This is a genomic window from Pseudomonas sp. S2_C11 (assembly GCF_054668395.1).
In genome coordinates this window covers 3,157,216-3,182,024 of the sequence record NZ_CP162765.1, presented here as the reverse complement: position 1 = coordinate 3,182,024, position 24,809 = coordinate 3,157,216, and the positions used below count along the sequence as shown (strand labels likewise).

Genomic DNA, 24,809 nt, shown 5'->3' with positions numbered 1-24,809 from the left:
ACGGGTGATTAGCTCAGCTGGGAGAGCGTCTGCCTTACAAGCAGAATGTCGGCGGTTCGATCCCGTCATCACCCACCACTCCCGAGAAGCTTGCGCAAGCAAGAGAGTAGGCTGAAAGTGCCTGCACCGACGCGCAGCGGTAGTTCAGTCGGTTAGAATACCGGCCTGTCACGCCGGGGGTCGCGGGTTCGAGTCCCGTCCGCTGCGCCATATTTTACGAGTCAGATTCATCTGATTCGCGATTGCAAGGCACCGAAGCCGGCAATCAAAACGAGTTACTTGAGCGCAAGCTCAAAGCGATACGCAGCGGTAGTTCAGTCGGTTAGAATACCGGCCTGTCACGCCGGGGGTCGCGGGTTCGAGTCCCGTCCGCTGCGCCATATCTGTTTCAAGGACCACTGAACGCCTTGAAGCGCCGAGATAAGCCATTGGCTGAATCGGATCGATAGCAAAGACCCTGGTCGAAAGACCGGGGTTTTTTGTGTCTGAAATTTAGCTATTCCTCTCTCGAACTCCTACGCAAATCGTCCTGTAGGAGCTGCGGCACGCTGCGATCTTTTGATCTTGATTTTAAAAAGCAAGATCAAAAGATCGCGGCCTCGTTTCACTCGACAGCTCCTACAAGAATCTCTGCAAGCCTTCTGCGGTGCTACGTCGCATTGGTTTTTTGATTATTTAGTCAGGTTTTTGTAACTGGTTGTTTGCTGTGGGCGCAGAAACCTTTAAAGTTAACCTTTCGGTCAGCTTTGCACTGTCAACACAGCTCTTTGCTTCGCCAGAAAGAGCTTCTGCACGACTCGAGATCCCCAGTAGATAACCACAAGGGCGGACCTATAACCGCCCAGAGGATGATCCATGTCCAACCGTGAAATATCCCGGCGCTCGTTCATCCAGGGCGGGCTGGTGGCGGGTGTGAGCGTTACGCTTACGCCGCTCAGCAGTCAGGCGCTGGCTGCCTTGATGGAAAACAGCGTCACCGTGCCGTCCGAGAAATGGCTCGGCAATAACGGCAAGGCCCGTCAACGCAACGATGCCATGTCCAAGGTCTGCGGCAGCAAGGTGTTTGCCCGCGACATCCGCGCCAAGGACATGCCTGGCTGGCCTGAGCAACAAGGCCACGCCATGCTGCTGAAAACCATCAAGGCCGATCGTATCTACGCAGGCTACGACCTGTCGTGGCTCGGCGCGGATCTGCAGCCGGACCGCATCGTCACCGCTGCCGATCTGGACAAGGACGGTATCGTCTTCCCCGAAGAGCACGCGCCTGATCCATTGCTGCCGGAAGGTAAAGTGCCGATGTTCATCGGTCACCCGGTGGCGATCCTGATCTGGAACGATTTCGAGCGTTTCCGTCAGGCCAAGAATCAACTCAAATTCAATGACAAGGCGATTCGTTACGGCGCCAAAGTGCCGTTCTACGAAGGTGATCCCTACGGCAGCTTCCGCTATGTGCGCGTCGGTGGCGCGACCTCGGCGGATGAAGACGAGTTCGCCAGCCTCAAGGATTCGATTCTGTTCCCGATGCTGAAGAACCGCCGTCCAGTGTGGAATGCATCGCCGAACCTGCATGGCAACCTCACCGAGCGCGGTCTGTTCTACGCCGACCGCATGAAGCAGGAGATCGACACGCCGCCAGACAACTGGCTGGTGTTCGATGAGCGCTACAAGACGCCGTCGATCGAACCGGCCGCCCTTGAGCCGGACAACGGCAACGGCTGGTACGACCCGAAAACCAAAACCCTGCATTTCGTCGTGGCGACGCAGTGCCCGCTGGAAGTCGCGACCGAGACAGCGAAGATGATCGGGCCGTCGCGTTTCGGCCTGGCCAACCTGAACATGCATCCGGGCTATACCGTCGGGTATGGCTCCAAAGACCACAACATTTTTGTCTACTATGCAGCCCTGGCCGCGCTGTACGGCGCCGGTGTGCCGGTGCGTCTGGCCAACGACCGCTATGAGCAATTCCAGAGCGGCATCAAGCGTCACCCGTTCGACATCCGCTACCAGTTGGCCGTGGACAAGAATGACTACACCTTCAAGATTTTCCGCGCGGAAATGAGCGTCGACGGCGGCGGTCGGGTCAACTACAGCCCATCGGTGGCAGCGGTTGGCGCCACGGCTGCGCAGTCGATCTACTACATGCCGCAGAACGATCTGCAGGTCACCGCCTATCACTCGCGCGCAGTCGAAGCGGGTTCGATGCGCGGTTACGGCACCCTGCAAAGCATGGCGGCGACCGAAATGATGGTCGACGAAATCGCTAATCGTCTGGGTGTCGACGCCATCGATTTGCGCCGCAGGAATGCACTGCGGTCCGGCATGAAAAACACCCAGGGCGCAATCCCGGCCGGTGCACTGCGCCTGCACGAAATTCTCGACAAGGCCTCGGTGCACGAAGTCTGGAAAAACCGCGACACGATCAAGCAACAACGTGAAGCGGCAGACCCGGATAACTGGTACGGCGTCGGCTTCGCCATTTGCCAGAAAGACTTCGGCACCGGCTCCGAAGCGCCGATGGCCGGCATCGAATTCACCGCAGACGGGCGCATCACCCTGCGCCACATCGGTATCGAAATCGGCACCGGCATGTCCACTTCGCAAGCCTTGGTCGTCGCCGATTTCCTCGGCAGCCCGGCGCATGATGTGAAGACCGGAGAAACCGAGTGGCAGGAAATGCAGCTGATCACCAGCGGCAACCCGTACATCATGAGTCAGGCCGAGCAGGACAATCTGCTGCGCAACCCGCGCTGGGTCGGCAAGCTGGCGTCGGCGTCTTCGGCGACCAACTCCGCCTATTACTTCAGCCATGCAACCCGTGAGGCCGCGCGCGTGCTGTTCAACCATGGTTTGTGGCCGGCGGCGCTGGAGATATGGCGTCAGGGGCCGTACGGCGGCCAGGCCAACCCTTACGTGGTGCGTCGCGAAGATGCGCATTGGGTCGACGGCAAGCTGACCGCCAACGGCATGCAGCCGCTGAGTTTCGAAGAGCTGGCCAAGCGCGCCCACGAACGCGGGCTGGTGACGGGCGCCACGGTGCACGGTTTCAACCGTTGGAGCTGGGCCGAAGCCGAATACAGCATCGACGGCGTGCGCGAGCGCTTGCCGCTCGACGGTCTGGCGGTGAAATACGGCGATGGCGCGCCACAAGCGAAGAAAGCGCAGATGAACAGCGCCGGCTTCCACTTGCTTGATCGGCAGAACGTCAACTACCCGGTAGTGCAGTTGAACAACGCTGCCGTGACCTATTACAGCCCGGTCGCCACGTTGGTCGAGCTGAAGGTCAACAAAGGCTCGGCGGAGGTTCAGGTGCTCAACCACCATTCTTGGATCGAGTGCGGGCGCGTGTTGGTTGAAGAGTTGGTCAAGGGCCAGCTCGAAGGCGGTATCGCCATGGGTATTGGTCATGCGCTGATGGAAGAAATGCCGTTGTACGAAGGCGGGCCGGGGGAGGGTGACTGGAACTTCAACCGTTATCGTCTGCCGATGGCCCGTCACGTTGCCGTGTGGAAGCAGACTGCGGAGATTCTGCCGCCGCTGTCGCCGAGCGATCCGTCCAAGGGCATCGCCGAAGTGGTGATGATCCCGATTGTCGGTGCCATCGGTAACGCCGTGGCGCATGCCATCGGCAAACGTGTTCGCGACCTGCCCATCACTGCTGCGCGCATCAAGGAGGCCCTCAATGGCTAACCGTCCGCTTCAACTGACCCTCAATGGTCAATCCGTCGGCCCGGTGGACATCCCTGATGACCTGCCGATGATCGACTACCTGCACGAATACAAAAACCTCACCGGCTCGCGGCTGGGCTGCGGTCAGGGGATCTGCCACGCCTGCGTGGTGATCGTCGATAACCCCGACGGTACCAGCGAAGAAGTGCGCACCTGCATCACCGGCGCGCACTACTTCGAGGGCAAGAAAGTCCGCACCATCGAAGGCCACGCCACTCGCGACGAGCAGGGCCAGGTCACCGAGCTCAATCCGATTCAGCAGCGCTTTGTCGACGAGTTCGCCTTCCAGTGCAGCTACTGCGCGCCAGGCTTCGTCAACGCCGCGACGGTGTTGGTCGAGAAGCTGCAGCGCCAGCCGATTGTCAAAAGTCAGCTGGAACAGGTGATCGAGGACAGCCTCGGCCATCACGTCTGCCGCTGCACCGGGTACGTGCGTTATTACAACGCCACGCGCAACGTGCTGACCGATCTTGGTCTGGTCAAGGAGGGTTGAGCATGAAGCGTTTACTGACCCGCCTGACTTTTGCGGTCGGACTGGCTGCGCCGTTTTTGGCGGTCCACGCCGATGAACAGGTAAAGCGCGGCGAATACCTCGCCCGCGCCGCTGACTGCATGGCCTGCCACACCGCACCGGGTGGCGCGCCCTATGCCGGCGGCCTGCCGATCGTGTCGCCGTTCGGCACGATCTACGGCACCAACATCACCCCGAGCAAAGAGCACGGCATCGGTCTGTACAACGATGACGAGTTCTTCGCTGCGCTGACCGAAGGCAAACGGCGCGACGGTGCGAATCTGTATCCGGCGATGCCGTACACTTCGTATCACCTGATGCCGCGCGCCGATTCCGATGCGATTCACGCGTATCTGAAAACCATCGAGCCGATCGAACGCGCCGCGCCGGTGACCAGCCTGAGCTTTCCGTTCAATGTGCGTCTGGGCCTGACCGGCTGGAACATGCTCTACGGCAAAGACGTCAAGCTGGAGCCCGCCGAAGGCAAAAGTGCGGCGTGGAAGCGTGGCCAGTATATGGTCGACGTCCTCGGCCATTGCGGTGAATGCCATACGCCACGCGGCCTGCCGGGCGCGATGCAAATGGACAAGCGCATGACCGGCGGCATTCTCAATGGTTATCTCGCGCCGAGCCTGCTGGCCACCGACCTGGCCGCGCGCGGCTGGAATCAGCAGGATCTGAGCACGTTTCTGAAGCATGGCATGAGCGCGCAAGGAACGATGTTCAACGAAATGTTCCCGGTGTTTCACAACAGCACTCAAGGTCTGAGCGATGCTGATCTGGCGGCAATGGCGACGTTCCTGCTTGGCGAGCAACCGCCACCAGCCAAAGAGCTCGTCGAAGTACCGCTGGACAAGCTCAGCCCGAGTGCCCAGCGCGGCCGTCAGGAATATCTGAACGTCTGCGCCGGTTGTCACGCGGTTGGCGGTGAAGGCAAACCGCACATTGCAGTGGCCATGCGTGGCAACACGACGTTGCGTCTGGAAGATCCGCGCAATCTGTTGCGAGTGATCGAGGACGGCATCGGCGAACAGAAGTTCTCCGGCTTCGAGCACATGCAGCCGATGCCGGGTTTTGCTGAAAAGCTCAGTCCTGAGCAATTGACTGATCTGCTCAACTACCTGCGTCAGGGTTGGGGCGGCCAGAGCGCTGAACTGGCGGTGAGCGAAGTGCAGAAGCTGCAAGCCGACGCGCCGAGCGTCGAGCACAAGGCCCACTGATATGCAGCATCTCGATCTGCAAGTGGTGCGTAGGGCGCTGGAATGGTCGGTGGCCGGGCAGCGAATCTGGCTGTGCACGGTGCTGACCACTTACGGCTCGGCACCGCGGGCGCCGGGTTCGCTGCTCGCGGTGAACGAAGGCGGGCAGTGGATCGGCTCGCTGTCAGGGGGTTGCGTTGAGGAGGATTTTCTTCAGCGCGTTGCCGAAGGTGCGTTTCTCGAAGCAGTAAGCGTCGTGCGTTACGGCGAAGGCGATGATCCGCGCTCGCGGGTCAGTCTGCCTTGCGGCGGCATTCTTGATGTGCTGGTTGAGAAACTTGACGCCGACTGCGCGGTGCAGGCGCACCTGCGTGAACTGGAATCGGCGCTGCTGGGGCAGCGTCGTCTGCTTCGCGAAGTTGATCTGGCCAGCGGTGCGCGCACTCTTTTCGCTGACCGCGAGCAGGGTGCGCGGATCGAGCGTGAGATTGATCGGGTGCGCATTCGTATCGGTGCAGCACAGCGTTTGTTGCTCGCCGGCTACTCCAGTGTGGCGCAGGCCTGTGCCGAGTTCGCGGTAGGACTTGGCTTCGAAGTGATTCTCTGCGATCCGCGCGACGAGGTGCTGGAAGGTGTGGTGCTCAATGGCGTGGAAATTCGTCGACAGTTGCCTTCGGTGTTTATTGCCGACGGTGGTTGTCATCGCGATACGGCGGTAGTGGCGTTGACCCACGATCCGCGTATCGATGATCTGGCGATGATGGAGGCGGTGCGCACGGAGGCGTTTTATATCGGTGTGATGGGGTCGCGGCAGACATCGCAAAAACGCTTTGAGCGCTTGCGTCGCATTGGTGGTTTGAGCGAGGCGCAGCTGGCGCGGATTCATGCGCCGATCGGCCTCAACCTCGGCAGCAAGACACCGGCGGAAATTGCGCTGGCGGTGCTGGCGGATATCCTGCGGATTCGCAGCGGGATCGCTCGGGATCAGCTCTGATCCTAAGCCTTGCTGAATCTACTGTGGCGAGGGGATTTATCCCCGTTGGACTGCGCAGCAGTCCCCTCCTGCTCAAGAGGGGGCGCTTCGCACCCCCAACGGGGATAAATCCCCTCGCCACAATGGTGTCTATAGGCCGTACTTATCGCGTAGCCCGTAATACCAGGCGCCCAGCGCGGCAAATGGTGTGCGTAGCAGTTGCCCGCCGGGGAAGGGGTAGTGGGGCAGGTCGGCAAAGGCATCGAAACGCTCGGCCTGACCGCGCAACGCTTCGGCGAGGACTTTGCCAGCCAGATGCGTGTAGGTGACGCCGTGACCGCTGCAGCCCTGCGAGTAATAGATGTTGTCGCCCAGTCGTCCGACCTGAGGCAAGCGCGACAAGGTCAGCAGGAAGTTGCCGGTCCATGCGTAATCGATCTTCACATCCTTGAGTTGCGGGAAGGCCTTGAGCATCTTCGGGCGGATGATCGCTTCGATGTTCGCCGGATCGCGAGCGCCATAGACTACACCGCCGCCGAAGATCAGGCGTTTGTCGGCGGTCAGGCGATAGTAGTCGAGCAGATAGTTGCAATCCTCCACGCAGTAATCCTGTGGCAAAAGCGCCTTCGCCAGCTCATCGCCCAGCGGCTCGGTGGTGATCACCTGGGTACCGCACGGCATCGATTTGGCCGCCAGCTCGGGCACCAGATTACCAAGATAGGCGTTGCCGGCGACGATGATGAACCTGGCCCTGACCTTGCCTTGCGGTGTATGCACAACCGGATTGGCCCCGCGCTCGATGCGCACGGCAGGTGATTGCTCATAGATGGTGCCGCCGAGAGACTCGACTGCCGCTGCTTCACCGAGCGCCAGATTCAGCGGATGGATGTGGCCGCCGCTCATATCGAGCATGCCGCCGACGTACTGATCGCAGCCGACCACCTCGCGGATGCGGCGTTGGTCCATCAGTTCCAGCTGAGTGTGACCAAAGCGTTCCCACAACCGTTTCTGCGATTCAAGGTGGCCCATTTGTTTGGCGGAAAGGGCGGCGAATACGCCACCGTCTTTCAGGTCGCACTGGATGTTGTATCTGGCCACGCGCTCGCGAATGATCCGGCCGCCTTCAAAGGCCATTTCGCCGAGCAGTTGCGCCTGCTTGGGGCCGACCGTGCGTTCAATGACGTCGATGTCGCGGCTATAGCTGTTGACGATCTGCCCGCCGTTTCGGCCCGAGGCGCCAAAACCGACTTTCGCCGCTTCCAGCACGGTTACGCGAAAACCGTTCTCCAACAGGAACAGGGCAGACGACAGCCCGGTATACCCGGCGCCGATCACACAGACGTCCGTCTCCACATCATCCTGCAGCACAGGGCGTGGTGGTACGGCATTGGCCGACGCAGCGTAATAAGACTCTGGGTATTGGGTGTTAGCCATCCTGCCGCCTCTGTTTAATATATTTTACGAGTGCGTCGATCCTACCCGAGTTGAAAAACCTCCGCCAGCTACAGAAAAATCTTCGTCGCTGAGGCGAAATTAAATATTTTGCATATTCATAGGGTTAGGTGAAAAAAAGGTGTTGACACCCCTCCGGAATTCCGTAGAATGCCGCCTCACAGCAGGCACGTAGCTCAGTTGGTTAGAGCACCACCTTGACATGGTGGGGGTCGTTGGTTCGAGTCCAATCGCGCCTACCAAACAAAATCCGCTCTGCTGGGCGGTCTAGAAGGGCTCACCGAGAGGTGGGCCCTTTTTTGTTGTCTGCGATTTGCAAAACTTTTGCAAAACTTTTGCAAAACCCCCACCTCAGAACGCCAGTTCGGCGCTTACCTCAACATAGTCGATCGTCTTGTCGCCGTGTCCCTCCTGGTAGTGCTTCGTCATCTTCTCGTCCGCGTGGCCCAGCAGCGCCTGGATGTATTCCTGTGGGAAGTTCTGCTGCTCGTACAGCCACGCACCTAAAGCGCGGATCTCGTGAAAAGTGGGGCGCTCACCGGCCGGCACATGGTCATAAGCGTGTGCCGCGTCCCGCGCCTTGCTGAACTCCTTGGTCAGATAATCCGGGGTTACCGACGTCCAGTGGTCCTTCGCGTCGATCTGTTCACGGCGCCGGGCCTTCGGCTTGTAGTGGATCAGGTAGGGCGAGACCAGCGGCGAGCGCAGGCACTCACCGACGACTTCACGCAGCGCGGTGCCCATCGTGATCTTCAGGTGAACCGGATTGTCGTAACCCTGAGTCTTGCCCGGCGACACGGTCAGCGTGTTCTTGTCCATGTCGACCGCCGACTTCAACCAGGTAACGATATCTTCGCGGCGCTGGAGGCTGGCCAGTGCCAGGCGGATTGCCCGCTTCAGCCATGGCGGCGTGGTCGCCGCGCCGATGATGGTCTGCAATCCCTCCAGCGTATGCCGCTGGCGCTTCTTCTCGGCTTCCTTCTTGACCAGCGTCAGCTCGGCGCAATTGCGCTCGGCCAACCCCTTTGCCACGGCGAAAGCGAATATCTGCACCCACAGCCCGCGATGCTTGGTGTAGGCGTTGTTGCTGAACTGGTCCAGGTATTCAGCCATGGCCAGCACGTCCATTTGCCCGATCAGGCGATCGCCGAGATCTTGCCGGTACCGCTCGAGCTTGAATTTGATCTCTTCCAATGTCCGCGCCGCATAACCCTTGTCCACCAGCCATTCGTCATTGAACCGCTGTAGCAGGTTGCTCACCGTTGGCAACCGGTCGCCGGTCAGCAGGGTGAGCAGCGCCCCGTCATCGACGACCAGCGCCGCGACCTTGAGGTTTGCTGCGTGCGCGAGCTTGATTGCTTCCTCAAGTGGGCGGTTGATGCTGGTCATCAAGCCGGTAATGGGGTTCCGGTACCGAAAATATTTACCGTTCGGGTAAAGATTTGGCGGTAGCTTCCTGTTTTTGAGCGTGCGCGGCCGGGCAGCCATCAGCCTATCTCCAACATCTTGGCCAGCAGGGGATCATCTGACCCCATCACGGCCGCCTGCACATCCACGAAATACATCCCGCCTTTTACTTCTCCTACCACTTCGCCTTCCTCAATCCATTTTTTCAACTGCTGCAAACTCGGCTTGCCGCCGACGTATCGGAGCTTTCTGTATTCGCCTGCCTCCATAAGGCGCGGCAACTTGACCGTGATTTGGGCCAGAATTTTTGCCATTGTGATGCTCCATGCCGCGCGTGGCGGCAGAAGGTTAAAGGTTTCGAAGTTCTTTTCGCTGCTCAGGGGATTGAGCGGGGTACCCAAAGTGAAAGCGCCGCCTGCCCGTATAGCCGCACTCGCTGCATCCGGACGATGGGCCGCAACTGCAGCCACCCTCACATCCGCAACTGCACCCGCTACAGGACAGGGTCACAACGCCTTCTTCCTCGACATCGCCGTCTTCGGTGATCCAGTACTTGCGCCGACGATCAAGCCTGAACCCGGCTGCCGCTTCGGCCTGTTCATATGTTGCAGGCTCAACTCGGAAACCGTGTTCCGCGCCTGGATCTGAGACCGATCGCATTACTTTTGGCATGCGAATTCCTCGCCCGCCGTACACCGGCAGGCTGTTGAGTTGGGGGAGGGGTTAGGCGGTACCGAACAGATCGAGCTGATCAGATTCGGCTTGCAGCTCTTGCTGTCGGGTGATTTCGTGATCGATCCGCGCCCGGGCGATCGCCGCGTACTGCTCGTCGATCTCGCATCCGATGAACTGGAAGCCTTCGCGCATTGCGGCCTTCCCGGTGCTACCGCTGCCCATGAATGGATCGAGCGCAACGCCGCCGGGCGGTGTCACCAGGCGCAGCAGATAAGCCATCAGGTCAGTCGGCTTAACCGTGGGATGGCTGTTGCCGTTGCGAGCACTCCACTCGGCGGTCTCGCAGTCGCGCATGGTTGCGTCCTTGGCAACAGCGGGATCGTTTGAACTGACCAGACCTTCGTTTCGGTCTTTGCGGCTGGTCTTGGCACAGTAGAAGAACCGAGCAGCGCTTCCGCTATCGAGCCGTCGGGCGCCGGGTCTCATGTGGAAACCGACAACGCCGGCGTTTTCGCTGCTGGCGCTGGGTTCGGCTCCGCGGCCTCGCTTCATGTTGCCGTACACGTTCAGCCCTGCGCGCTGGGTGTCGCTGGTGCTGGCGGCGGCGAGCTGTCCAGGTGCATTCGGGAAAGCAGCGATTACCTCGGGGCTGCCGTCATGGATGAGATTTGCGGGCCAGCGCCCAAGGCGGGATGCCCTGTCTACATTCACCGTGACCTTGGCGTTGTGAGGCGCCACGTGTTCGGCGTCGTCCATCCAAGGCCTCGCCCAGCCTTCCGGTTTGGCTGATTTTCCGTTTTCGTCGCCACCGCCAAGCCGCTCACCAGTTGGCGAGACACGACAGGCATCGATGTTTAGTGCCCCAGTGCCATAGGCGATGACGTTCTCCGCGACGGTGCCAATCAGTGGCTTTCGGGCAAAGGTTATTGGCTCAAGTGAGGGTTTCAGCGCTGTGCCCCAACCATCCATCCCATCGACATCGTTGCCAATGTTTCGAGACTTCGGAAACCCGGAGCCATACACCCAAGCAATCATGTCGCGGATCTCGAACCCGGCATCCTCGATGCGGACAGCCATGCGGTGCTGAGTACGCGTCCCGGCGAAGGCCAGCAAGTGCCCGCCGGGCTTAAGCACGCGCAAACACTCGACCCACACCTCAGTTGCCGGAACGTCGTAGTCCCACTTTTTGCCCATGAAGGACAGGCCGTAGGGCGGGTCAGTGACGATGCTGTCGACGCTGCTGTCCGGCATTCGCCGCAGAAGCTCCAAGCAATCGCCGACCATGATGGTGTAGTCGCTCATCCGATCACCGCCTTTATAGTCAGTACCAATGGAAGCCAGAAGAAGAGGGTGCAGCCGAGTAAGCACTTGGTGATCATGGCGTCAGCCTCTGGCCGAGCATCACGTCGGAGACAATTTCCCAGAGCTGGGCCGGTGACCATTGGTACCGGTCGAAGTCCGTGTCCGGCTGTACGCCGTAGGTGCAGGTCGAGTGGGCGCCGGCCGGGTACTCGCCGCGCTTCGCCATGATCGTGGCGACTCGGCCATCACCACCTGGCTCGGTGCGGTGGTAGTGATATGCCTGGGTGTTGTAGTCGTTGCCGGCTTCCACGGTGAACACGCCATCCGGTATCAGGTGGGCGCGACCGTCTGGAGTCCACGGCCTACCGCCGCCCGGTGTGCGAGCGCCTTCATGCAGATACAGCACAAATCCGCCATCGTCACAGCGCTCCAACTCATAGCAGTGATTGATCTGCTTGCCCACGATCACCCGCGAGGTGAAGTTAAAGCGATGGTCATGGATTGCCGAGTGCTTGAAGCAAGCGCGGCGCGGCAGCTCTGGATGCCAAACGTGCAGGCGTTGATTGCCTTGCAGTTGAACCTGCACGAACCCGAGGCCGTGTAGGGTGATCTTGTCGGTCATTACGTCATCGATGATGCTCACGGCAACACTCGTCCTTGCCGCTATAGCGGCTAAAATATGTACAAGGGAATTGGAGCTGTAGAGGTATTGAAACCAGCCGTCCGTAACCGCTTCGGCGCCGTTGCGCTTCGTTCGATCAGGTCTATCTTTGGAGGAGTTTTAAGCCCCTATCAAGGAACAGGCAGGAGGGCGGTATGAGGCTTCGCGGCGACATTTTCTGGGCTTGGGCAGATCCCGAGATCCACAACCGAACACATGATGAAACTCTCAGTAATGGAACTCACATCGACGTGCAGGTCAGGCTATCTCGTACCGGCGAAACTCAAATGTTCATCGGTGTTTATGCTTCCGGTGGCATGGCGTTGCATGAAGAAACCGTTAACCCAAGTCCGGGTGAATCAATGACCAGAGCTATGGCTTGGGGCGTAAGCCGAGCTCGTCAGTTGGCTGCTGCTGGAAGTGCGAGTCCTAAGTCAGCGTCCTCGAAATAGCGGCTGACTTTGAAGGGGGAGGGGGTTACTGCGGGGTGCAGCGATTGGAGCGCTTGCGGAACTCGTAAACCATGCCGCGCAAATCTACCAGCGACTCCTGCAGGTCCTGACGGGTGGAATCGATCGATTCAAGCAGCTCGCCTTCGCCATCGTCACCGCCTTCATCGACTGCCAGCAGAGCCAATCCGTATGCCTGGAACTTCGCCAGTACGACGTCGGCTGACTTGGCCATGTACTCGGCATGCTCGATTGCATAGTTCTCTGGCGAACGATCGGGCTGCTCGGTAGCCAGAGGATTTGGTGAGAAGCGCAAGGCTGACTTGTATGCGGCGTCGAGCGCATCATCCAAATCACCGCCGCTCTTCTTGGCTTCGTTGAACGCAATGATCATCTTCGCGCGGACCTCGTAGCAGCGCTCAACCGGCATATGTGCCACCTGCTCGCCGTGGGGCCTGGTCAGCTCATCAATCCGCTGATCTGCTGCGTTCAGACGCTGCTGCAGGGCGTCACGCTCGGCGGTGACCCGGTCTAGCTCGGTGCTGGCGACGAATTTCACTGACGTGTGACCGCATTCGCATGGCTGCCAAACGTCATCCTGGCACCACTCGCGACCGTCGCCTTGCTCTTGGCAGGCCGGGCCGAGGTAAATCACTTTGAGTTCGCTCACTTCGAATGCCCCTTTCAATTGTCGGTACCGGTGTAGGTGCGCCAAGGCACCTTCACGCCGTTTACGAGGAATCCCCAGTCACCGCGCCACTTGCTGGTGATGAAGAGTGTGATGACGCCGCCGGGGGATACCTGGTCGATGCGGTGGTATTCGCCGTGGTTGAGGCGGGCGGTGTCGCCCTGGTCGCGCTCGATCCACTCGCAGGCATCGTTGGTGGCCCAGTCCACGAGCTTTGGATCTGGATTCGGTATCAGGCAGGACTTGAATTTCTCCTTCCATTCAGCGCTGGCCGGACGCTGCTCCGTGTACCAGCCGCGCAGGATGATCGTGCGGGCGTTCCAAGGGTGGTCATGCAAATCCCGATCTTCGTCCGGACGCATGATGTGGTGAATGCGGAACGACCACGGGCACCACCACAGTGCCGGCTTGTGCGTCTGCCGGCTGTACGGGTTGAACAGCCACCAGCGGCCCATGTACATCTCGGTGCCGTCGGCGGACATGATGTGCTGGTACGGGGTGAGCTTGGCGCGGGCGATGAGCCATTCTGCGATGGCTGGGCGCGCGAGTACCTTGGCGATGATTCGCCAGAAGAGATTGATCATGCTGCCTCCTGCTGCTGTTCCTGGCGCAGCGCGTGCTGCACCGCTTCAACAACGCGGCGCAGGTAGGTGAATTTGTGGTTCTCTTCGACCGCCTTGCCGTCGATCGGGTAATGCCATTCATCACCAAACAGTTCTGTCAGCAACCTGCTTTGATGCCAGCACTCGTTAGCGCTCTCTATGCCGCGCAGCTCTTCGATGTCGCGCCAAAGCTCTCGGGCTTCGTCTTTACTCAGCTCACCCAGCTCCCACTCATGGCGCCCTGTCTGTTGCCGGCGGCGCTGGACGATGCACTTCTTGGCCAGAGCGTGGAGGGCTTTACCGCTGAACACGGTGCTGCTGATACCGCGATCGAGGCAGTTCAGGACGTAATGCCAATCACAGTCGGCCACGAACTCGGCCACCGTGCGCGGGCCCATGCCGCCCCAGTAGGCGCTCCAGCTGTGGTCCCAGCAATTGACCGTGATTTTGCCCTGGGCGGTCTGATAGCTCGGGTCGGATTCAGTAGGGCAGTCACGGCGGCCGAAGTCCTCGAGGAACACGGTAATAGCGTCGAGACGCGGCGCGCCGGTGATCATCAGCTTGGTGACTGTCGAGCGCTCAACCTTCAGCGGCTCGGCCGGTTTGTTTTCTGTGGGCATGGGGCGTCCTATGCCTGGGCATGCCCGGGCGGTGGAGGATAGGAGGGAAAGCTTTAAGTGATGTGCACAGCTGCACCTGAATGTATATTGCGCACTGGGAAAAATGAGGGGACAACAATGCAGCTTTTCCACTACACGGATGCAGCGGCCGTTATGTCGATCGTTTCAAAAGAGGAGTTGTGGCTAACAGATTTTCGTTATCTGAACGATGCAGAAGAGATGAAAGGGGGAATTGAATATCTCCGCAGTGGCCTCAGCAATTATCAGCCTAGTTTATTAGCTAGCTGGGATCATCTTGAAAAGGCAAAAGACATCGTCTCAGACCTGTTTGAGAAGCATGTATCTTTTGGCATAGAGAGTCACCCCTTATTTGTATGCTCATTCAGTAGCGCGGGTGACCGACTCAGTCAATGGCGTTCATATGGAAACTACGCAGTGCAATTCGACGGAGATGCACTTGGCGAGGCAATAAGTCTTAGTAAGTGCGTATACAAGCGCGATGAAAAAATCAGGCATTCTAGTTCTGCAGTTGGTGATTGTATTTCAATAATTTCCAACGACCTTAAAAACAATAATGGCATGCTGACGGAGCAAGCATTGGAATCATATGCAGGCCTGATTAGAGAGGCTTTAACCTTTAAGCATGATGCATTCTATGAGGAAAAGGAAATAAGGTGCGTCCAAGCGTGCGATTTACGTAACTTAGACGTTCAATACAGAGCGCGTGGCGATATCTTGATACCTTATTTGTCCGTACCTGTGAGTCGTAAATTTATCAAGGCGATTCATGTGGGACCTATGAAGCACCAAGAGCTCGCATGCAAATCCATGGAGTCTTTTGTGAGAGGAATACAGGACAGAAACGGCTTTGACATACATTTCGATGATTACATTGCGGTAGTGCCTTCGAAAGCTCCATACCGCGCGCTATGAATTTTGGGCTTGCTCGATCTTGGTTGTTTTTAGTCTCTCCGGCTGGCGTGATTCGCAGAAGTGGGATATTTATGTTCGGCCCAGCATTACTCGAAGCGGGGCTTAGAACGAATTCAATTTTCTGGGGGTGTTCAAATGGATCAAGCCGAGCTTAATGAGGCTCTGAATTCAAGAGGGTTCCTCTCTCCCTCAATGGAATATGTCCGGAAGAGCTTCAGGACGACTTTCAAAAAGTCTTTCGAGAGCGCCGAGTATGCATCTGATATTGCTCAGCGCTCTATGATGGCGGCAGGCGTCGACTGTCAAGAGCTGCACATGTTGGCGGCATTAGTATTCCTACAACGGACTATAAGAAGTAGCCAGGCAGCAATAATTCTATGCGAGCGCGGGCTTGTCGTTGATGCTCAAACCGTTACCCGTTCAGCGGCGGAAGCCTTATTCCACGGCGTGGCATTAATCAACGACCCATCCGTATTTTCTCGGATCTCCCGACAGTGTGATATCGATGAGAGGAAGCAAGCTAAGGCGATGATCGAATCTCTATCTAGCAGGGGATTGACCGACCAAAACAAAGCGGACTTAATTGAGGTCGTTCGTCGAGGAGAAGGAAATGCACCTGGTTTTTCAACCCATGACGCTGCGCGCGTTGCTGATCTGATGCCGATTTACGACACCCTTTATCGCGGCCTTTCAGTCGCAGCAAGCCATGCAACCTTCAGATCTATGGATTCTTCTTTCCATATCACGGATGAGCAAGTTGGATTGATTACAGGGCCAACTGATAATCACCTTGAGTTTACGCTTGGTCTGGTGCAGAGCTGCCTAGATATTGCTCGCAAAACTCTTGATAAAAACTTCGTTTTTGACTGATTTACGATTTGGTGATTACAGACTGGGCACATCAACTTCGTCCTCAGGCTCTGGCGGATCATCGGCGAGCGACTTCATGCCAGCCTCTCTGATTAGTCGCGACACTTTTTCGGTAACTAAATAAGGTGTCGTGACACAGCGAAGCATTTTGGCCTGGGCTTCGAAGTCGGCGGCGATCAAGTTCATCAGCAGCAGCTGGTAAACCTCCTGCTGGTTGTTGATGCCATGCGCTGCCATGACCCGCTTGAGGTCAGGCTTGAACACCCCGGCCACTTCAACCGTAAACTTCTCGACGCCCAATGCAGCGTCCTTTGCTGCTGCCTTCTCGCGCTTCCTGCGCTGCTTCTTGGCTTCCTCCGTCAGTTCCTTTTCCTCGGCCATGGCCTACCTCTTCAATTCCGCTGGCCGGCAAGTCCAGCCAGGTCTGTCGTTTGCGTTGTTGGGGTCTGGAACGTCTCACGCTGCGACCTTCACCTGATGCCAGGCGCCGGCGGCATAGAACAGCTTCGCGGCTTGGGCTTCATCCATCGAGATCTCGTCCGGAATCGCGATCCAGCCTGATGCGACCAGGTGGGTCGGGTTCGCGCTGTTGCGCAGCTCAAGGTAGTAATGCTCGATCGCATCGGTGAGACGCTCGACCTTGTAGATGCCCTCGGGCGAGATCTTCACCGACTTGATGTACTCAGCACCGCGCTCGTCTCGACACATGGCGGCGATGTAGATCGTCCAGCGGTAGGAGAAGTCGAATATCGCGTTGGCGATCGCCAGACTGCGGATCTGCTTGCAGCTCTTCCAGTTCGCCATCATCTGGCTGCCGCTGGGGTCGATGTTCACGACCGCAACCTGGTTGGTGCGCAGCAGCGCCCGGCAGCTGCGCTCAGCCCGGGCGAAACCGTTGTTAGGTTTGCGTTTCGACTTCATAGAGAGTCTGCCATTTTGCGCAGCGCTTTTCGTTCGGCGGCCGATATTGGCTTCGGCCGCCGCTTGAGGACCGTTTCAGGGTCTACCCAGTCGCGCCGCGCAGGCATTGGCTTCATGCGAGTCGGCGGCAACTCTTTAAAGCTGCCGCCGGGCCGCGTCCAGAAGTCAGCCATCGCCGCCGTGATTTGTTCCGACTCAGTTTGTTTTGCCCGAACCGCGTTGAGGTTGAGACTGATCATGCCGCCACCTTTACCAGCCTTACGCCGGCCATGCTGAATTTGCTGCCCTGATCTGCGACCAGCGCGTCGAGGTTCTCCCAGTCCACGGTCAGCACAGAGATAGGCGCTTGGCCGTAGGCAACTGCTTTGATCAGCTCTTCCAGATCAAACACTTCGGCTTGCAGGTTCGTCGGCGCCGCAGTTGTTGCTGCTGGCTTCGAGGCAGACTGAACCGGCGAGGCTCCTTTTACCGGCACTGGACTGGCGACTGGTGCAGGCTCAACAGGGGCCTTGGCTTTCGCCTCAGCTTCGATCCGTTGCAGCTCCTGTTGCCGGATTTGCTCGCGCTGCGCCTCGGCTTTCTCCTCCTCGGCTTTCTGGTGCTCAGAGATTCGCACCTTGATCAGCGCGACCAGGTCATCGTTGGCCTTGAGAACAAGCTGTTGGATGTCGTTGAACAAGAATGCATGGTCGGGCGCGAGCTCGGCCAGGCTGGTCAGATTCAAGCGAATGGCATCTGCCGACTGGCTCGCGGCGATTTTTGCTCGAGCCAGCTCGGTGTCAACGGCATCCTGCAAACTGGCGATCGTGCGCTTGTTCTTCATCGCGCCGGCGAAGTCGGAAGCAACCACTGGCAGCGTTACCCGGCCCAGTGTTTTATTGATGGCCGCGACGTGATCCGCCAGCGCCTGCTCAGCCTTCTGCTTGATGTTTGTCTTCACCAGCAGCTCTTGAGCCTTAACGAGCTTGTCGACTTTCAAGCGCGTCTCGCGAGCATGTGCACTGATTCGATCAAGAGACGAGAAAAGCTCGTCAATGCTTTGGGTTTGGGAGAGCGCTTGTTTCTTCGCTACCGCAACCGCTTCTTCGACATCGCTGCACCACTTGACCGCCTTCTTGGCGTCGGCAAAGTCTTGGTCGGTCTGCAGGGTGGTTTTCACAGAGTCAATGACAGCGAGAGCCGAATCCTCGAACACCTTGAGGTTGCTCGCGGTGACCATGCCGGTCAGTTCGATGCGTAGCGCTGGCAGCTCGTCCGGGGCCTTGCCGACGATAATCGACGGCGCCTCGGCCATTTCGAAGTTGGTCAGGTCGGCCTCGAACTGTTTCCAGCCTTCGACCAACTGCGCGGCGCGGCCGGCGACAGGTCGGTATTCCATGTGCACGAAGTTTTCGGCGGTGCCATCGGAGCAAACGAAAATCACGCGCTCGGCGCCGCTCACCAGCAGTTGCTGCTCAAGCTGCCAGTAGTAATGAGGATCCAGTTCGCCGGCCTTCACCTGGGCGACCAATGATTCGTTCCAAAGCTTGTGCTCGAATAGCGTCTCGCCCAGCATCGTCGCGCCGTCCATGGAGGCGAGCAGATTGCCGTCGGTGCCCACGACTGGATATAGCTCCTCGCCGATCATGACTTCAACCAGTGGCCGGGCGAGCGCTTCAGTTGCGTGGCCTTTGTCGAAGATGTACTGCTGCGCCTGAGTGACCTCCGGCGTAATGCCGGTTTTCTTCATGGTCAGCAGGTCGGTGCGGGTCTGGTACTTCGAAGCGCCCATCATTGCTGGCGCCTCGGAGGCGGTGAAGTGCTGAGCGCGCAATGCGTGCCACTCGGCGGAGCCTTGAGCTACGTTGTGAATTTTCATGCTGCGTCTCCGTCGATGGCTTTGAGATTCTGGATTTTTTCGATCTGGGCCGGGCTCAGCGTGTATTTGCTGCTGATAGTCGCGATCAGGTGTTCTGGGCTGGTTCGGTTGGCATCAACCAGTGGCTGCCATTTGGCGATGTTCTCTTTCAGGAGATCGTCGGAGTAGGGCGCAAGAGCTTCTGGCTCAGGCTCTTGCTGCCGCTGCGGACTCACATCACGCTGCGCCTCTTCGAATGTTTTGCCTTCCATTTCGTCGGCCGTTGGCGCTGATCCAGCCTCGGGGAACGCTTTGCGCAGCGCTTGAGCCTCAGCGCACTTGGCGAGCTGGGCGAAGGCGCGGCGCTTCCACATGGTGTTTGGGGCAATCGTGTCCTTGCCGGCCGTTGCGTAGTTCTCAAGCCAGCGCTCGTTTGCGGTGAACTCGGCAACGAGGCCGTTCGACATTTGGCGCTTGACGGTCACCCGGCACCACTCTGGATAGGTGACGTCCACGCCGCCCAGCTTTGCAGTAATCGGCGGTCCGTATTCAGGGTCACTGATACCTGCGTACTGCCCAGTGCGCGCGGCCTGGATGCGATAAAGACCAATGCCCGGCATTACCGTGTCCTGCATCTTTTTCGCTTTGGTGTTCCAGATCGGCACGATGTGCACAGGCTTCAGCATTGGGTCCAGATGCGCGGCCTGGCAGTAAGCCAACACCATCACCACCGAGTTCTTTTCTGCGCCTGGGTAGAGGCTGTTGCTCAGCACCTCAACAAGTGCCGCCTCGGACATCGCAGGCAATTGGTCTTCCTGCTTCATTACTGCGCTCACGGGAAATCCTTGCCGCGACATGCGCAGCGATTGAATGCTTGGGTTATTGAGTGATGCGGTCGGCGAGGGCGCTGAGCAGCATCAGGAAGGTAAACATGCCGATAGCGGAGAACGATCCGCGCCGAATGAGGATGCGGCGGGCCATCTGCCGGCTGGTCATCGGAATACCTGGTAGGTGGTTGAGCGCGGCACCTGGCACACGCCGGGCGAATATTGAGCTGCGCTGTAAGCAGCCATAACCACTAACAGGCCAGCGGCAAGACACCAAAACATGAATTTCATGGCCGAGCCCTCACAGCGATGCGTCCGCCTTTCATGGTCACCGACAGGCGCTTCGGGAGGCTGTCGACCAGATCCTCGCGCTTGCGGCCGATCACTTCGTTGAAGGGCAGGCCGAAGCCGAGAATCGCAATGCGACGCTCGATATCGTCGAGCTGCTCATCGACCAGCGTTTTTACCGGAGGCGTTGTCATGCTGCAGCTCCTTGCGAGACGGATGCGTTGTAGGAGGTGTAAATCTGGTCAATGCGAGCGCGGTAGTGACGGTGCTCGTTGTCATCAATGGCACGAAGCATGAAGGCCAGGGTGATGCAGGATGTCGCTGCTGCGCTGGCGTTGGGCTTGCCGAGGTCGCGGATCATGTTGCTGATCTCGCCCTCGATCCACGTCACCGCCGTTTGATGGTTACGCTGCTGGATGTTCATTTGAGCCCCCAGAATTCGCCGTATGCGACCACCGCTGCCCCGACTCGCTTGGCCCGCGCCTTGCGGTCGACCAGTTCTTGAACTGCCATCAGCGCCTGACGCTGTGTCAGTTCTTGAGCTGCGGCTTCGTAGTCGTGAAAGTCTTCAACCTTCGGCGCTTTCGGGCGCCCCCATTCATCAAAGCGCCGATCCCACTCTCGGGCCTGCGCACTGTCTGCATAGCTGGTTGTCATGGTCGCCTCCGTGGTGGCGGGTGTTGATCCAACAAAACTCGGATGCACTCATCCGCTCCGCTGGTTGCCGTTGGGCGCGGAGGGGAGTGCATTCGGGTGGTGTCGGGGAAGGGTGACTAACTCTGCGCGCCAGCGTCTATCCAGCTCCGCACAAAGAAGTAATAAGGACGTTACGTGGTTCGAAGAGCGATTTTACTGGTGCTGATTGCCAGCCTGGGTGGGTGTATGGCAACCGCCATGCGCATGGACTATGACAAGCACCGGTGCCCCTACATTGGCGTGCGATTCGACTGGTGGTTGGTGGGTACCTCCAAAGGAAAGCTGATACCCTTTTTGCTGATCGACGCGCCGTTTTCTCTGGTGGTCGATACCGTCTTTTTCCCATTCGAATATCAATACAGCTGCAACCTTTGAGCTATCGGGTGTCGCATCGGGGTGTGATCTGGCCGGGGCTCAACCGGCATTCGGCGGAAGGGACGGCCCTATAGGCAACCGGTTTGCACATCCGCTGCCCGAGGCTTGGCCTCAGATCACACCCCGATGCGCTCTCATAGAGAGGATCGGGCAGTTAACGACAGGCTGTCGTGGCGCTGGTTGTTCAGTGAAATACGACGGCGCCGTTATCTGCGGCGAGGTCGAAAGCAACTCGCCACTCCTGGTATTTCTCCCAGAAGTAGCCACCTACTGCCTCAGCCTTTTCGGCGAACTCGGCGTAATCCTTGGCAAGCTTCGCGCTTACTACCGGGCCGATCGTGCCTTCACAGTCACTGAAGTTGATCTGCTCAGCGAAAGGCCCCTCTGCGCCACCCCAGCAAGCAACGCAGTAGCTCTCAACCTGACGCCCGTATTGCTCGCGCATCTCAGCTGGGTAACCCGCGAGCTTCGCCAGCTCCTCGCGCCAAGCGCTGTAGGTGCCGTAGCCGGTGCTGAGGCCTGAGCACTCGCCGTCGGTGCGGTAAGCCATTCCTTCAATAAGGCCTTCAGTCCGCCCTGGAAAGTCCTCGTTGCTGTAGAACGTGGTGTGGTTGTCATAATCGACCAGCTCGCCATCGCTATCGCGCTCGGCGTCAGGTGCCTCAACAAGCTTGCTGTAAGCCGTGATATCCAATCCCATCGTCTTGCCCTCGGTTATTTTCCCAATGCACCCGTCACCAGGTGCATCAGTGAAAAATTCCGTGGCGCTATCCGCCCCATGCTCGGCGCCGCGGTTTCCCCACCTGGCCGGCGTCACACATTTCGTGTTCGGTGTTATTCGCCGGCTGGCTTGCATGGTTTGGCGTCCTCCCATATGGGGAGTCCGGCAGGTTCCAGAGCCTGCATGGGGATCGAAGTTTGTGTTTCGCGCTATGCCCGTTGCCGGGGATCGATCCGCGAAGATTCCTGACTGTTAAAGAGTGGCGGGTCTGTTGAGGCCCTTCGCAGTGGCTGTGTGTCGCTGCGATGGGTGAACGATAAGCCAATGCCTAATCTCTGTAAATAGGTAATGCCTAATTATTTTCATGATTTTTTTCTGCGCGTGAACTGGTCGGGAAGGGATTGCTTTTCCAAGGTAAGCCGTTAAGCTTTGCCTAAACTGTATGGATATACAGCATTGTTCAGGAGGTTTTATGGCGCTGCAAAGCAATAAGAAAGAGTCAGGAATTCGACCGATGCATTCGATGGAGCGGCTTCAGCTGCGCGTGTCGTCGATGATCAATCACCCGATCGCCCAAGAGCGGCGCGAGGTGCGGATACATCGACTGGACACGGACGGGGAGAGAGAGTGGTCGGAAATACTGGGCGCATTATCCGAAGCTGACGGCATCGCTATGACGCGTCACGATGAAGACGACTCCGTCACGCTGCGCTGGGAACCTTCATCAGAAGAGGAGCGAATGGTGCTGGTAGAAGAAGAGCCGGTGATGGAGGTGGCGCCTTTCTGAAAGGCATAAAAAAGCCCGGCGCAGTGGCCGGGCTTTTGGCGGTGTAGCTCTATTGCTTCGGGGTCTGATGCGCTTTGATCTGCTCAAGCAGAGCCTTGGTTTCAAGGGACTGTTGCTTCATATCTTGGATTGCCGCTGATGTATCACGACCAGAATCAAAATTCGCAACGCCATAGGACATGACAGCGATCACGATTCCGACAATGGCGATCACCGAAAGAATAGAGTTAAGGATTATCGTGCCCTTCAGCCCGCGCACGCCTGCGAGATCCTTGTCGAGCAACTGGAGGCTATGGTTCATCTGAGTCAGTCCTCCAGTGACCTTGTCCTCAAATTCCTTTAGGCGCGCGTCGACCTTCAGTTGCTGATTTTCGAGTCTGGCATTGAGTTCTTCGCGAGTGATGTTTGTCATGGAAGCAGTATGAGGTAAGGGAGAGTTCGCGTCACCTTTAGTGAAACTCGAGGAGTTTTCCTCTGTAACAACGATCGGCTGAAAGCTCAATTACTCTGACCCCTTATTGATGGGATTTTCCTCAAGCCAGCGCATTATGGTGTTCGCCCTATGCACCCTCAAAAAACCGCAGTTGGTGCAATCCACAACAAGGTCGAAACCTGGCTTTCCATGGTGTTGAGGTCCGGACGGTTGGAGATAACAATATCTTAAGTCTTCACTGTTTATAGCGATTGACCAGCCATCCGTTCCGCACATCGGGCAGCTCCCGACTTTTGTGACCTGAGTAAAAAATCGTACAGCTTCATCGTAGGTGATTAATAAATTAGCCATATCGACCGCCATCTGAAAATTTTGGAGATGCTTAAGAGTCGTGATCCAGGCGGAATCAAACTAAGTGTGCATTCCACACCAGTAGCACTCGCGCTTGGATGTACGTTTCCTCGAGCCAAATGTCTTCTGCTTTGTGCTTGCGGTTGTCAGAAATCATCTTGAATTTTTCCTTCCCCTTCATCTGCAGGCGCTTGATGTACTGAAAGCCCTGGTAGGAGAAGAAGTAGATCCCGTCACCGATGAAGTCCTTGATGCTGACGTCCACGAGGCACGGGTCGCCGTGCTTGATCGTCGGCGCCATCGACTGGCCCCAGCCGGTAATCATTTTGAGGTGGAAGTGTTCTTTGAATTCGACACCCATTGCGCGCAGCTGGGAAGGGCTAACGCGCACATCCTGTAGCAGCTCGGGGTAGTCATGATTGACCTCTCCACCCCCCATCGCACCACGAATGTCATAGTGGGCTATCCATACCTCATCGCCGACTTTGCCGGGCCGATAGGCGTCTTGCACCAGGGCGCCACCGGATTCATCGAGCGCGTCGTTCTCGGCGATCGCGAGCAACTTCGTCAACTTGCCTTCGTCGAGCCTTTTGCCGGCAAGCATCGCGCGAAACTTATCGGCAGCAGTCGATCCTGTTTCGGGCTCTTCGACAACAAGCCCATTTCCCGATCCCTCGCCGAGGCTCTCGTATGTGAAGCCTTGCCGCATTCCCCAGTGGGAAGGGCCAACTACGTCTGAGAAATATGCGATCACGTCCATCAGTTTGGACTTGTCGATCCTGCCGTTTTTTACCCACCCCTGTACCGACGGAGGCTTCACGGAGAAGTCGTCTGCGAGTTGTTTCTTGGATACGCCTTTGGCGATCCGCGCGGCCTCAATGGCGGCGCCTAATTCTGGCCCGGTAAGCATTGCCTAATTTAGCCTTTCGAAGAGTTGGTTAGGCAATGGCTTGTTTGAGATAAGGTAATGCCTTATATTCATCGCAACATCTCCAGGAGAGAACTCATGAAACCAGCAGAAGCAGCCAAAGAAGCATCCCGCTTGCTCGGCAGCCAAGCGGAAATGGCGCGCCGCCTGCGGGTTGCTGCGCCAACAGTTAACCAGTGGTGTTCCGGAGAACGTGCCGTTCCTGCCAAGCGCGCGATCGAAATCGAGGCATTGACCGGAGGCGCAGTTGATCGCGCCGACCTCTGCCCATCTTTTCCTTGGGCGCAAATCCAGTCTGCGCCCAGCCAAGCACTTTCAGCTGCATAACCAATTTCAACAGCCAGGAGCATCGAAGCATGTACATGGACCCCAATCAAAAGCGCGCCATCCCGGTGAAGGTTCGATTCGAACCAGTGCTTGATCGGATTCTGCGTAAAGCCGCGACCAAAACCCGTATGCAGCACGCCACCTACCTCTACGAAATCATCGAGTGGGCAGTGGCCAATGGCGTGATCGAGGAACTCATGCAGGACAAACAAGAAGATATCGCGGGCTGAAGCCCCTTTGGAGGGCCAAA

General features: G+C 58.0%; 30 protein-coding genes and 4 tRNA genes. 15 read left to right on the top strand and 19 right to left on the bottom strand.

Annotated features, from left to right (window positions below):
- The first annotated feature begins 2 nt into the window (after nucleotides 1-2).
- From AB4N48_RS14500 to AB4N48_RS14470, 7 genes are all read left to right on the top strand, one after another.
- Nucleotides 3-78 (top strand) — tRNA-Val (locus tag AB4N48_RS14500).
- 55 nt (nucleotides 79-133) lie between these two features.
- Nucleotides 134-210: transfer RNA gene (locus tag AB4N48_RS14495), tRNA-Asp, on the top strand.
- Nucleotides 211-303: 93 nt separating this feature from the next.
- Nucleotides 304-380: transfer RNA gene (locus AB4N48_RS14490), tRNA-Asp, on the top strand.
- Nucleotides 381-855: 475 nt separating this feature from the next.
- The gene (locus AB4N48_RS14485; RefSeq protein ID WP_460093758.1) at nucleotides 856-3,687 is read left to right on the top strand and encodes a xanthine dehydrogenase family protein molybdopterin-binding subunit; all 2,832 of its coding nucleotides are present in this window, start codon (nucleotides 856-858) and stop codon (nucleotides 3,685-3,687) included.
- Nucleotides 3,680-4,219, top strand: a complete 540-nt coding sequence (locus AB4N48_RS14480) for a (2Fe-2S)-binding protein (protein WP_016773947.1) — start codon at nucleotides 3,680-3,682, stop codon at nucleotides 4,217-4,219. The genes AB4N48_RS14485 and AB4N48_RS14480 overlap by 8 nt, the downstream gene beginning before the upstream one ends.
- Nucleotides 4,220-4,221: 2 nt before the next feature.
- Entirely contained in the window at nucleotides 4,222-5,457 is a 1,236-nt protein-coding gene (locus AB4N48_RS14475) for a c-type cytochrome (protein ID WP_460093756.1), read from the top strand.
- Nucleotide 5,458: 1 nt separating this feature from the next.
- Entirely contained in the window at nucleotides 5,459-6,430 is a 972-nt protein-coding gene (locus AB4N48_RS14470; RefSeq protein WP_460093755.1) for an XdhC family protein, read from the top strand.
- Nucleotides 6,431-6,559: 129 nt separating this feature from the next.
- Here the strand turns inward: AB4N48_RS14470 and AB4N48_RS14465 are convergent, their stop codons facing one another.
- Complete coding sequence (locus AB4N48_RS14465) at nucleotides 6,560-7,843, bottom strand: NAD(P)/FAD-dependent oxidoreductase (protein ID WP_041478544.1); 1,284 nt, start codon at nucleotides 7,841-7,843, stop codon at nucleotides 6,560-6,562.
- 183 nt (nucleotides 7,844-8,026) lie between these two features.
- Between AB4N48_RS14465 and AB4N48_RS14460 the strand changes: the two genes are divergently transcribed.
- Nucleotides 8,027-8,103, top strand: a tRNA-Val gene (locus AB4N48_RS14460).
- A gap of 109 nt (nucleotides 8,104-8,212) precedes the next feature.
- On the opposite strand, the gene AB4N48_RS14455 is transcribed toward AB4N48_RS14460, so the two are convergent.
- The 4 genes from AB4N48_RS14455 to AB4N48_RS14440 form a co-directional block, all read right to left on the bottom strand.
- Entirely contained in the window at nucleotides 8,213-9,349 is a 1,137-nt protein-coding gene (locus AB4N48_RS14455; RefSeq protein ID WP_252874199.1) for a tyrosine-type recombinase/integrase, read from the bottom strand.
- The gene (locus AB4N48_RS14450) at nucleotides 9,349-9,582 is read right to left on the bottom strand and encodes a hypothetical protein (protein ID WP_016773953.1); all 234 of its coding nucleotides are present in this window, start codon (nucleotides 9,580-9,582) and stop codon (nucleotides 9,349-9,351) included. Before AB4N48_RS14450 ends, AB4N48_RS14455 begins: the two co-directional genes overlap by 1 nt.
- Before the next feature lie 409 nt (nucleotides 9,583-9,991).
- Nucleotides 9,992-11,245 carry a DNA-methyltransferase gene (locus tag AB4N48_RS14445; protein WP_460093752.1) on the bottom strand — a complete coding sequence of 418 codons (1,254 nt, stop codon included), beginning with the start codon at nucleotides 11,243-11,245 and terminating at the stop codon, nucleotides 9,992-9,994.
- Between the two features lie 73 nt (nucleotides 11,246-11,318).
- Complete coding sequence (locus AB4N48_RS14440; protein ID WP_460095565.1) at nucleotides 11,319-11,867, bottom strand: hypothetical protein; 549 nt, start codon at nucleotides 11,865-11,867, stop codon at nucleotides 11,319-11,321.
- Between the two features lie 194 nt (nucleotides 11,868-12,061).
- Between AB4N48_RS14440 and AB4N48_RS14435 the strand changes: the two genes are divergently transcribed.
- Complete coding sequence (locus tag AB4N48_RS14435; protein WP_083386928.1) at nucleotides 12,062-12,358, top strand: hypothetical protein; 297 nt, start codon at nucleotides 12,062-12,064, stop codon at nucleotides 12,356-12,358.
- A 25-nt stretch (nucleotides 12,359-12,383) separates the two neighbouring features.
- On the opposite strand, the gene AB4N48_RS14430 is transcribed toward AB4N48_RS14435, so the two are convergent.
- Genes AB4N48_RS14430 through AB4N48_RS14420 form a run of 3 tightly spaced genes read right to left on the bottom strand, consistent with a single transcriptional unit; the run spans nucleotide 12,384 to nucleotide 14,265 of the window.
- The gene (locus AB4N48_RS14430) at nucleotides 12,384-13,025 is read right to left on the bottom strand and encodes a hypothetical protein (RefSeq protein ID WP_460093750.1); all 642 of its coding nucleotides are present in this window, start codon (nucleotides 13,023-13,025) and stop codon (nucleotides 12,384-12,386) included.
- A 14-nt stretch (nucleotides 13,026-13,039) separates the two neighbouring features.
- Entirely contained in the window at nucleotides 13,040-13,627 is a 588-nt protein-coding gene (locus AB4N48_RS14425; protein ID WP_460093748.1) for a hypothetical protein, read from the bottom strand.
- The gene (locus AB4N48_RS14420) at nucleotides 13,624-14,265 is read right to left on the bottom strand and encodes a hypothetical protein (protein ID WP_460093746.1); all 642 of its coding nucleotides are present in this window, start codon (nucleotides 14,263-14,265) and stop codon (nucleotides 13,624-13,626) included. Before AB4N48_RS14420 ends, AB4N48_RS14425 begins: the two co-directional genes overlap by 4 nt.
- A 117-nt stretch (nucleotides 14,266-14,382) precedes the next feature.
- Here AB4N48_RS14420 and AB4N48_RS14415 point away from each other — a divergent pair, with 117 nt between their 5' ends.
- Both AB4N48_RS14415 and AB4N48_RS14410 read left to right on the top strand, forming a co-directional pair.
- The gene (locus AB4N48_RS14415) at nucleotides 14,383-15,198 is read left to right on the top strand and encodes a DUF2971 domain-containing protein (protein WP_460093744.1); all 816 of its coding nucleotides are present in this window, start codon (nucleotides 14,383-14,385) and stop codon (nucleotides 15,196-15,198) included.
- Nucleotides 15,199-15,333: 135 nt separating this feature from the next.
- The gene (locus AB4N48_RS14410; protein WP_460093742.1) at nucleotides 15,334-16,068 is read left to right on the top strand and encodes a DUF5677 domain-containing protein; all 735 of its coding nucleotides are present in this window, start codon (nucleotides 15,334-15,336) and stop codon (nucleotides 16,066-16,068) included.
- Between the two features lie 15 nt (nucleotides 16,069-16,083).
- Here the strand turns inward: AB4N48_RS14410 and AB4N48_RS14405 are convergent, their stop codons facing one another.
- From AB4N48_RS14405 to AB4N48_RS14370, 8 genes are all read right to left on the bottom strand, one after another.
- Nucleotides 16,084-16,449, bottom strand: coding sequence for a hypothetical protein (locus AB4N48_RS14405; protein ID WP_460093741.1), 366 nt, complete (start codon nucleotides 16,447-16,449; stop codon nucleotides 16,084-16,086).
- 75 nt (nucleotides 16,450-16,524) lie between these two features.
- Nucleotides 16,525-16,989 (bottom strand): hypothetical protein, encoded by a 465-nt coding sequence (locus tag AB4N48_RS14400; protein WP_460093740.1) that lies wholly within the window; start codon nucleotides 16,987-16,989, stop codon nucleotides 16,525-16,527.
- Entirely contained in the window at nucleotides 16,986-17,228 is a 243-nt protein-coding gene (locus tag AB4N48_RS14395) for a hypothetical protein (RefSeq protein ID WP_431078446.1), read from the bottom strand. The genes AB4N48_RS14400 and AB4N48_RS14395 overlap by 4 nt, the downstream gene beginning before the upstream one ends.
- Entirely contained in the window at nucleotides 17,225-18,847 is a 1,623-nt protein-coding gene (locus AB4N48_RS14390) for a YqaJ viral recombinase family protein (protein WP_460093739.1), read from the bottom strand. Before AB4N48_RS14390 ends, AB4N48_RS14395 begins: the two co-directional genes overlap by 4 nt.
- Complete coding sequence (gene bet, locus AB4N48_RS14385) at nucleotides 18,844-19,650, bottom strand: phage recombination protein Bet (RefSeq protein WP_460093738.1); 807 nt, start codon at nucleotides 19,648-19,650, stop codon at nucleotides 18,844-18,846. Before bet ends, AB4N48_RS14390 begins: the two co-directional genes overlap by 4 nt.
- A 290-nt stretch (nucleotides 19,651-19,940) precedes the next feature.
- The gene (locus AB4N48_RS14380; RefSeq protein WP_460093737.1) at nucleotides 19,941-20,135 is read right to left on the bottom strand and encodes a hypothetical protein; all 195 of its coding nucleotides are present in this window, start codon (nucleotides 20,133-20,135) and stop codon (nucleotides 19,941-19,943) included.
- A complete protein-coding gene (locus AB4N48_RS14375; RefSeq protein WP_460093735.1) occupies nucleotides 20,132-20,365 on the bottom strand; it encodes a hypothetical protein in 234 nt (77 codons plus the stop codon). Before AB4N48_RS14375 ends, AB4N48_RS14380 begins: the two co-directional genes overlap by 4 nt.
- Nucleotides 20,362-20,598 carry a hypothetical protein gene (locus AB4N48_RS14370; protein WP_460093734.1) on the bottom strand — a complete coding sequence of 79 codons (237 nt, stop codon included), beginning with the start codon at nucleotides 20,596-20,598 and terminating at the stop codon, nucleotides 20,362-20,364. Before AB4N48_RS14370 ends, AB4N48_RS14375 begins: the two co-directional genes overlap by 4 nt.
- A gap of 225 nt (nucleotides 20,599-20,823) precedes the next feature.
- Between AB4N48_RS14370 and AB4N48_RS14365 the strand changes: the two genes are divergently transcribed.
- Nucleotides 20,824-21,012 carry a YceK/YidQ family lipoprotein gene (locus AB4N48_RS14365; protein WP_016773976.1) on the top strand — a complete coding sequence of 63 codons (189 nt, stop codon included), beginning with the start codon at nucleotides 20,824-20,826 and terminating at the stop codon, nucleotides 21,010-21,012.
- A 184-nt stretch (nucleotides 21,013-21,196) separates the two neighbouring features.
- Here the strand turns inward: AB4N48_RS14365 and AB4N48_RS14360 are convergent, their stop codons facing one another.
- Entirely contained in the window at nucleotides 21,197-21,868 is a 672-nt protein-coding gene (locus AB4N48_RS14360) for a hypothetical protein (protein WP_460093733.1), read from the bottom strand.
- Between the two features lie 337 nt (nucleotides 21,869-22,205).
- Between AB4N48_RS14360 and AB4N48_RS14355 the strand changes: the two genes are divergently transcribed.
- Nucleotides 22,206-22,520 (top strand): DUF1654 domain-containing protein, encoded by a 315-nt coding sequence (locus AB4N48_RS14355; protein WP_460093732.1) that lies wholly within the window; start codon nucleotides 22,206-22,208, stop codon nucleotides 22,518-22,520.
- A 49-nt stretch (nucleotides 22,521-22,569) separates the two neighbouring features.
- On the opposite strand, the gene AB4N48_RS14350 is transcribed toward AB4N48_RS14355, so the two are convergent.
- Both AB4N48_RS14350 and AB4N48_RS14345 read right to left on the bottom strand, forming a co-directional pair.
- Nucleotides 22,570-23,022: a hypothetical protein gene (locus tag AB4N48_RS14350; protein WP_460093730.1), complete on the bottom strand. Its 453-nt coding sequence runs from the start codon at nucleotides 23,020-23,022 to the stop codon at nucleotides 22,570-22,572.
- 337 nt (nucleotides 23,023-23,359) lie between these two features.
- Nucleotides 23,360-24,214 carry a S24 family peptidase gene (locus AB4N48_RS14345; RefSeq protein ID WP_460093729.1) on the bottom strand — a complete coding sequence of 285 codons (855 nt, stop codon included), beginning with the start codon at nucleotides 24,212-24,214 and terminating at the stop codon, nucleotides 23,360-23,362.
- Nucleotides 24,215-24,310: 96 nt separating this feature from the next.
- On the opposite strand from AB4N48_RS14345, the gene AB4N48_RS14340 reads away from it, so the two are divergent.
- The gene (locus AB4N48_RS14340; RefSeq protein WP_131671955.1) at nucleotides 24,311-24,559 is read left to right on the top strand and encodes a transcriptional regulator; all 249 of its coding nucleotides are present in this window, start codon (nucleotides 24,311-24,313) and stop codon (nucleotides 24,557-24,559) included.
- 29 nt (nucleotides 24,560-24,588) lie between these two features.
- Entirely contained in the window at nucleotides 24,589-24,789 is a 201-nt protein-coding gene (locus AB4N48_RS14335; protein ID WP_039012569.1) for a hypothetical protein, read from the top strand.
- The last annotated feature ends 20 nt before the right edge of the window (nucleotides 24,790-24,809 follow it).